This window comes from Daejeonella sp. (assembly GCF_044348475.1).
Lineage (GTDB): Bacteria > Bacteroidota > Bacteroidia > Sphingobacteriales > Sphingobacteriaceae > Daejeonella.
On the sequence record NZ_JBIKSU010000112.1, the window covers coordinates 1 to 5110 of the forward strand.

Consider the following 5110-nt stretch of genomic DNA (forward strand, 5'->3'; position numbering starts at 1 on the left):
TTTTTTGAACTGACTGTCCATACAAGTTCAACGAGAGAAATATCAGAAAGAAAGTAGAATACTTTTTCATAAAATCAAAAAGGGTTACACTTTACAAGTATAACCCTTTTACTTTGATATTGCTCCCAAGCCTGGACTCGAACCAGGGACCCTCTGATTAACAGTCAGATGCTCTAACCAGCTGAGCTACTTAGGAATTTCTGGTTATGAAACCAACTAGTGGTTTCGTCCCTTTCGGGAGTGCAATATTCGGGATTTTAAATTATTAATGCAATATTTGTGTGAAAATTTTTTAAAATAAATATGAGTTTAGTAATTATTGGTTCTGTTGCCTTCGATGCAATTGAAACTCCTTTTGGGAAAACCGACAAAATAGTGGGTGGAGCAGCCACCTACGCTAGTTTAGCAGCATCCTACTTTTATAAAAAAGTTAAAATTGTTGGAGTGGTTGGTGAAGATTTTCACCAAGAAGACATCCAAAATTTTAACGATCACGGTATTGATACTGAAGGTTTGCAGATTAAAAAAGGAGAGAAATCCTTTTTCTGGTCTGGAAAATACCATAATGATATGAACAGTCGTGATACATTGGTAACAGAATTAAATGTTCTTGGCAGCTTTGATCCGATTATTCCTGAAAACTACCAGGATTGCGAATTCCTGATGCTTGGAAATTTAACTCCACAAGTACAGCAAACAGTGATCAATCGGATAAAGAATCGCCCAAGGCTAATCGTTTTGGATACGATGAACTTCTGGATGGACATTGCACTTGATGATTTACTAGCAGTAATCAAAAATATAGATGTTTTGACTATTAATGATGCTGAAGCAAGACAATTATCGGGTGAGTATTCTTTGGTCAAAGCTGCTCATAAGATCATGGCAATGGGCCCTAAGTATCTGATCATCAAGAAAGGTGAGCATGGCGCCCTATTATTCAATGAGGATCAGATATTCTCAGCCCCTGCCCTACCTCTTGCAGACGTATTTGACCCAACTGGAGCTGGAGATACTTTTGCAGGCGGATTCATTGGATATCTAGCTCAGGTTGACACGATCAATTTCAATAATATGAAAAATGCAATCATTTACGGCTCTGCATTAGCTTCTTTCTGTGTCGAAAAATTTGGAACAGAACGTATCAAAAATCTAAGCCAAGAAGAGATTCAGGCAAGAGTTCAGCAGTTTGTGAAGTTGAGTAGTTTTGTGATAGAGAAGTAAGTTGTAGGTTATAGGTTTTAGGTTATAGGTTGTAGGTTATAGGTTGTAGGTTGTAGGTTTTAAGGGGAAAGCTGAAAGGGGAAAGCGGAAAGGGGAAAGTCAAAAGCGGAAAGCTGAAAGGGGAAAGCGGAAAGTAATAAGTTGTAGGTAATAGGTTATAAGTCAAGGGTTTTATTAAAAAGCGAAAATTGTTTATTAAATATTTATACTAACTAACTACTAACCATCTAACCAACTAACTACTAACCACCTAACCAACTCCTATCTGACAACAGACAACAGACAACTGGAACCAAGAACCAAGAGCCAAGAACAAAGACTGTTTAGTGCTAATTGATATTTTCTGCTTTTTTTCAGACTTCATTCCTCATACCTCAGACAACAGACAACAGATAACTGGAACCAAGAGCAAAGAACCAAGAACAAAGACTGTTTAGTGCTAATTGATATTTTCTGCTTCTCTCAGACCTCCTACCTCAAACTTCATACCTCATACCTCAGCCTTCATACCTCAGACAACAGATAACAGACAACAGATAACTGATAATAGCTTCCCCACTACCTTGAATTTCGCAAATACCTGATCGCTATGTGGGGCATCCTTCAGCTCATCTGTCAAATCCTGCCCTGCCCAATGTTCATAATGTTTGCCGTTTTTCCATAATCGGCTTTCGGTGACATCATAAATTATACCTTTGAATGCCACCCATATCTCAGGTTTATCCTGACCGTTTCGAAGTGCAAGGTATGATTTGCTGTATTCTGGTAAATTAATCATGCTATTGACCTTTGCTTATTCCTGAAATATTCAAACAGAAGTATATTGATTAAAAGCATAGACATGGAGTAAAAATGATCTTCAAGTGGTATGGTTCCAACTCTGAATGCCATATTCTCAGCATCGTTATACATGACAATAGGAATGGAGGTAAGAATACCATTAACAATATAAAACGGAATCAATGAAACCAGATAGGCTAAATAAAATCGGCTTAATATGCTACTCTTTATTATAAATTCGGCAAAGATTAAAACTACTGCCAGCAATCCGAAGGTAATTAATGTATACACTCTGTCGTAGTATAGCAACAACATCAAGACTGAGAATCCAAATAGAGCAGAATTAATATAGCTAGAGTAGCGCATTAAAATGTCTTTCTTGAGATAATAATTAAGACATTCATATATAAAAATACAAGCGAAAGGAACCGTAACAAAAAATAGTATCTCCTCTAGTGGAAGATTAAGCATATATACCCCTATAACGTAATCTGGATTAAAAGACCAAACTCCGTAAATAGTGAAAATATAATCCCATAAAAGAAATAAAAGTCCGGTTATGAAAAGTCCTGGAAAAATAAACTTCCAGCTCTTAAAAAACTGTACTCGCTTATCGAATGATAGTATGATCGGAAAAAAAATGGTAAGAAAATTAATCAGCAGATAAGTAAATTTCATGTTTAAAATTAAGTATTCTTATAATTTCGTACCTATTGAATGATAAAATTGTATACTAAATGATATTTACCTCACGCTCAAGCTGAATTCCAAAAACTGAACTGACACTAGCAATAATAGTAGAAGAGAAGCTTAAAATTTCATTCCCAGTAGCATTTCCGTGGTTCACTACTACCAGGGCCTGGTTTTTCCAGGTACCTGTATTACCAACCACTTTACCTTTCCAACCACAATACTCAATCAGCCAGCCTGCCGAAATCTTTACAAACCCTTCACCTGCAGGAAAATGAACAATGCCTGGAAAAGGGGACTGTAACCGGATGAATTTTGAAACTGGAATCACTGGATTCTTAAAAAAACTACCGGCATTACCAATGGTTGTTGGGTCTGGAAGTTTACTGACACGGATATGGGATATGACCTGAGATAACTCTTTAATATTGGGCTGATCAATACCGCGCTTGCTTAATTCTTGGGTTATTGCGCCATAACTCACATTTGGCTTAAATATTCCGGAAAGCTTAAAGGTAACTTCCGTGATAATAAATAATCCTTTAGCCGACGATTTAAATATGCTATCGCGATAATTGAATCTGCAATCTTGTTTATTAAATTCTTTGATTTTGCCAGTTGAAATTTCAAATGCCCGGCAGGAATGAAATACATCCTGAAGTTCAACACCGTAGGCTCCAATATTCTGCACTGGCGAGGCACCAACTGAACCAGGAATCAGACTCAGGTTTTCAATTCCAGCAAATTCATTGTCTACACAGTAATTAACCAAGTTGTTCCAAACTTCACCTGCTCCAGCTGTGACAAGAATGTCATCGCCCTGAACTTCGGCCCTTAATCCCAGAATCTTGATATGTATAACCAAACCACTGAAATTATTGGTAAACAGCACATTACTGCCTCCACCAAGAACCAATCTCGGATAATTCTTGAGCTGATCATCAGAAAACAATAATTTAAGATCATTTTCTTGCTCAATATCTACATACCGGGCCGCAATGGCTTCTACTCCAAAAGTATTCAGTGATTTAAGTGAAAAATTTTCAAGAACCTGCATATCAATGAGAAGATCTGGTAGATTGTTTAAAATATTTTTTCGAAGCCAGAAGCAATCCAAACTCTTCAGCAGGATTTTTTTCTGTTGATTTATGATGGATTTTATGTGCCCTGCGGATCCCTAGCAAATAGCTATTATCAGTTTTAAAACTCTGAAACCTATTGTGAATGAACCAGTCATGGAAAATAAAATAGATTATTCCATAAACTGTTATCCCAACACCAACCCAAAATTTAATATCCAGATCTATTCTTCCCATCCACATCAAATAAACAGAAATTATGGCAAAAAGCACGCTGAAAATATCGTTAAACTCAAACCACCCCGATCGCTGCTGGTGATGGCTTTTGTGTATGAACCACAGCGGGCCATGAAATAAATACTTATGAATAAACCAAGAAAATGACTCCATTCCTGCAAGAGTTCCAAGTATTATTGCAATGGGAAGGATTATTTGCATGATCTGTTATCTGTTGTCTGTTATCTGTTATCAGTTATCTGTTGTCTGTTATCAGTTATCTGTTGTCTGTTATCAGTTATCTGTTATCAGTAGTCTGTTATCTGTTATCAGCAAATAAGTCTATTAACAACAAAATTCAATTATTAAAACAGAATACAGCTTTGACCTTTTAGCTTTTTGCTTTGACCTTTCAGCTTTCAGCTTTGACCTTTTAGCTTTTGGCTTTTAGCTTTTTACTTATAACCTACAACTTATAACCTATAACTTTTTGCTTTAAGCTTTTCCCTTTCTACTTATAACTTATAACCTACAACTTATAACCTAAAACTTAAACATGCACTGCTCTATTATCAGTGGCAGCCATACTAGCCTCCTTGAAGGCTTCAGTATAGGTTGGATGGGCATGTGATATCCTAGAGATATCTTCTGCCGAAGCTCTGAACTCCATCGCAACAACTGCTTCTGCAATCATATCGGCAGCTCTTGGACCAATCATATGAACTCCAAGTATTTCATCGGTTACAGCATCTGCCAAGACTTTAATAAAACCATCCGAATCATTGCTTGCACGTGCTCTTCCGCTTGCTTTAAATGGAAAAGACCCAGCCTTATACTTGATTCCACTTTCTTTTAACTGTTCTTCAGTTTGACCTACACTTGCCACTTCAGGCCAGGTATATACTACTCCCGGAATTAAATTATAGTTGATGTGCGGTTTCTGACCAGCAATAACCTCGGCTACGAATGTTCCTTCATCTTCTGCCTTATGTGCTAACATTGCCCCTTTTACCACATCACCAATGGCATAAATTCCAGGAACTGAAGTTTCAAGATGTGCATTAACGGGTATCTTCTTGCCACGCTCTTCAAGGGTAATTCCTATATTTTCAAGTCCGAGA

At 37.1% G+C, this 5110-nt stretch carries 6 protein-coding genes and 1 tRNA gene; 1 reads left to right on the plus strand and 6 read right to left on the minus strand.

Annotation, left to right across the window (positions count from 1 at the left end; all coding sequences use genetic code 11):
* Nucleotides 1-122: 122 nt before the first annotated feature.
* Nucleotides 123-196 (minus strand) — tRNA-Asn (locus tag ACIQZ6_RS11795).
* Nucleotides 197-303: 107 nt separating this feature from the next.
* Here ACIQZ6_RS11795 and ACIQZ6_RS11800 point away from each other — a divergent pair.
* Entirely contained in the window at nucleotides 304-1224 is a 921-nt protein-coding gene (locus tag ACIQZ6_RS11800; protein ID WP_395811341.1) for a PfkB family carbohydrate kinase, read from the plus strand.
* A gap of 511 nt (nucleotides 1225-1735) precedes the next feature.
* On the opposite strand, the gene ACIQZ6_RS11805 is transcribed toward ACIQZ6_RS11800, so the two are convergent.
* From ACIQZ6_RS11805 to ACIQZ6_RS11825, 5 genes are all read right to left on the minus strand, one after another.
* On the minus strand, nucleotides 1736-2002 hold the full coding sequence (locus tag ACIQZ6_RS11805) for a cytochrome b5 domain-containing protein (protein WP_395811343.1): 267 nt from the start codon (nucleotides 2000-2002) through the stop codon (nucleotides 1736-1738).
* Nucleotides 1999-2682 carry a lycopene cyclase domain-containing protein gene (locus tag ACIQZ6_RS11810; protein ID WP_395811345.1) on the minus strand — a complete coding sequence of 228 codons (684 nt, stop codon included), beginning with the start codon at nucleotides 2680-2682 and terminating at the stop codon, nucleotides 1999-2001. The genes ACIQZ6_RS11805 and ACIQZ6_RS11810 overlap by 4 nt, the downstream gene beginning before the upstream one ends.
* 55 nt (nucleotides 2683-2737) lie before the next feature.
* Complete coding sequence (murB, locus tag ACIQZ6_RS11815) at nucleotides 2738-3751, minus strand: UDP-N-acetylmuramate dehydrogenase (RefSeq protein WP_395811347.1); 1014 nt, start codon at nucleotides 3749-3751, stop codon at nucleotides 2738-2740.
* 1 nt (nucleotide 3752) lies between these two features.
* The gene (locus ACIQZ6_RS11820) at nucleotides 3753-4211 is read right to left on the minus strand and encodes a sterol desaturase family protein (protein ID WP_395811349.1); all 459 of its coding nucleotides are present in this window, start codon (nucleotides 4209-4211) and stop codon (nucleotides 3753-3755) included.
* Between the two features lie 328 nt (nucleotides 4212-4539).
* Nucleotides 4540-5110, minus strand: a 571-nt coding sequence (locus ACIQZ6_RS11825; RefSeq protein WP_395811351.1) for an FAD-dependent oxidoreductase, incomplete at its 5' end; no start/stop codon positions are given.

Excerpts from the sequence above, each read along its gene's own strand:
- ACIQZ6_RS11820 (WP_395811349.1), bottom strand. The coding sequence starts at position 4,211 with ATGCAAATAATCCTTCCCATTGCAATAATACTTGGAACTCTTGCAGGA.
- ACIQZ6_RS11805 (WP_395811343.1), bottom strand. The coding sequence starts at position 2,002 with ATGATTAATTTACCAGAATACAGCAAATCATACCTTGCACTTCGAAAC.
- ACIQZ6_RS11800 (WP_395811341.1), top strand. The coding sequence starts at position 304 with ATGAGTTTAGTAATTATTGGTTCTGTTGCCTTCGATGCAATTGAAACT.
- murB (WP_395811347.1), bottom strand. The coding sequence starts at position 3,751 with ATGCAGGTTCTTGAAAATTTTTCACTTAAATCACTGAATACTTTTGGA.
- ACIQZ6_RS11810 (WP_395811345.1), bottom strand. The coding sequence starts at position 2,682 with ATGAAATTTACTTATCTGCTGATTAATTTTCTTACCATTTTTTTTCCG.